Origin of the sequence: Rhodococcus sp. NPDC057014 (assembly GCF_042673295.1) — a bacterium.
GTDB lineage: Bacteria > Actinomycetota > Actinomycetes > Mycobacteriales > Mycobacteriaceae > Rhodococcus_F.
Map to the genome: position 1 here is coordinate 1 of NZ_JBHUSF010000653.1, position 1,136 is coordinate 1,136.

The 1,136-nt window shown below is 67.6% G+C and carries 1 protein-coding gene; it reads right to left on the minus strand.

The genetic code is table 11. The features are described 5' to 3' along the window. Positions 1-28: 28 nt before the first annotated feature. Entirely contained in the window at positions 29-1,003 is a 975-nt protein-coding gene (locus ACFTZB_RS45780; protein WP_378442647.1) for a carbohydrate kinase family protein, read from the minus strand. Positions 1,004-1,136: the final 133 nt, after the last annotated feature.

Consider the following 1,136-nt stretch of genomic DNA (forward strand, 5'->3'; position numbering starts at 1 on the left):
ACAACCACTCACGGGCGGCGGAGCCGCCTTACGGCAGAATCGCGGCGATCTCGTCCGCGGCGGTGGAGCCGTAGGCATCCGCGAGGCGCTTGACAGCCTCGTCGCGGTCGAACGTCCATTCCTGGGTTCCGGTGGTCTCCAGTACCAGCACGGCCACCAGCGACCCCAGTTGCGCGGAGCGCTCGAAGCTCAGGCCTGCGCTGTGCGCGAGGAGGAATCCGGCCCGGAATCCGTCACCGACACCGGTCGGGTCGACCTTGGCCTTCTCGGGGACGACGGCGACCCGGGTGCAGTTGCCGTCGGCGTCGACGATCTCGACGCCCTTCGAGCCGAGCGTCGTGACGCGGACACCGACCTGTGCGCGGATCTCCTCTTCGGACAGTCCGGTCTTCTGCTGCAGCAGTCCCCACTCGTACTCGTTCGTGAACAGGTATTTCGCGCCACGAATCAGCGCCGCCGCCTCCTCGCCGTTCAGGCGCGCGAGTTGCTGCGACGGGTCGGCGGCGAACGGGATGTCCTGTCGGCGGCATTCCTCGGTGTGGCGGATCATCGCCTCGGGGTCGTTGGCGCCGATCAGGACCAGCTCGAGCGTGTCGGCGTCCGAAGCGATGCCGGACAGCTGGATCTCCCGGGCCTCGCTCATCGCCCCGGGATAGAACGAGGCGATCTGCGCCATGTCCTCATCGGTGGTGCACACGAAACGCGCGGTGTGCGCGGTGGTCGAGATCCGGACGGCGGTGCAGTCGACACCGTTGCCCTCGAGCCACTGGCGGTAGTCCGCGAAGTCGGCTCCGACAGCCCCCACCAGAAGCGGGGAACCACCGAGGACGCCCATGGCGTAGGCGATGTTGCCGCCCACTCCCCCGCGCCGGACTACGAGGTCGTCGACCAGGAAGCTCAACGAGACGTGGCTGAGCTGATCGGCGAGCAGTTGCTCGGCGAACCGGCCCGGAAACCGCATCAGGTGGTCGGTGGCGATGGAACCGGTTACCGCAATTGTCACGGGCGGATGCCTTTCGATGAGTTCGGTCGGGATTTCTCACCGTACCCCGGTGGACCACCATGTTCGGTCGGGCAGCACGGGGACCCGGGGACGGCGAGGTCGGGCACGAAAAAAGTCTGACGCGGCAGCCGGT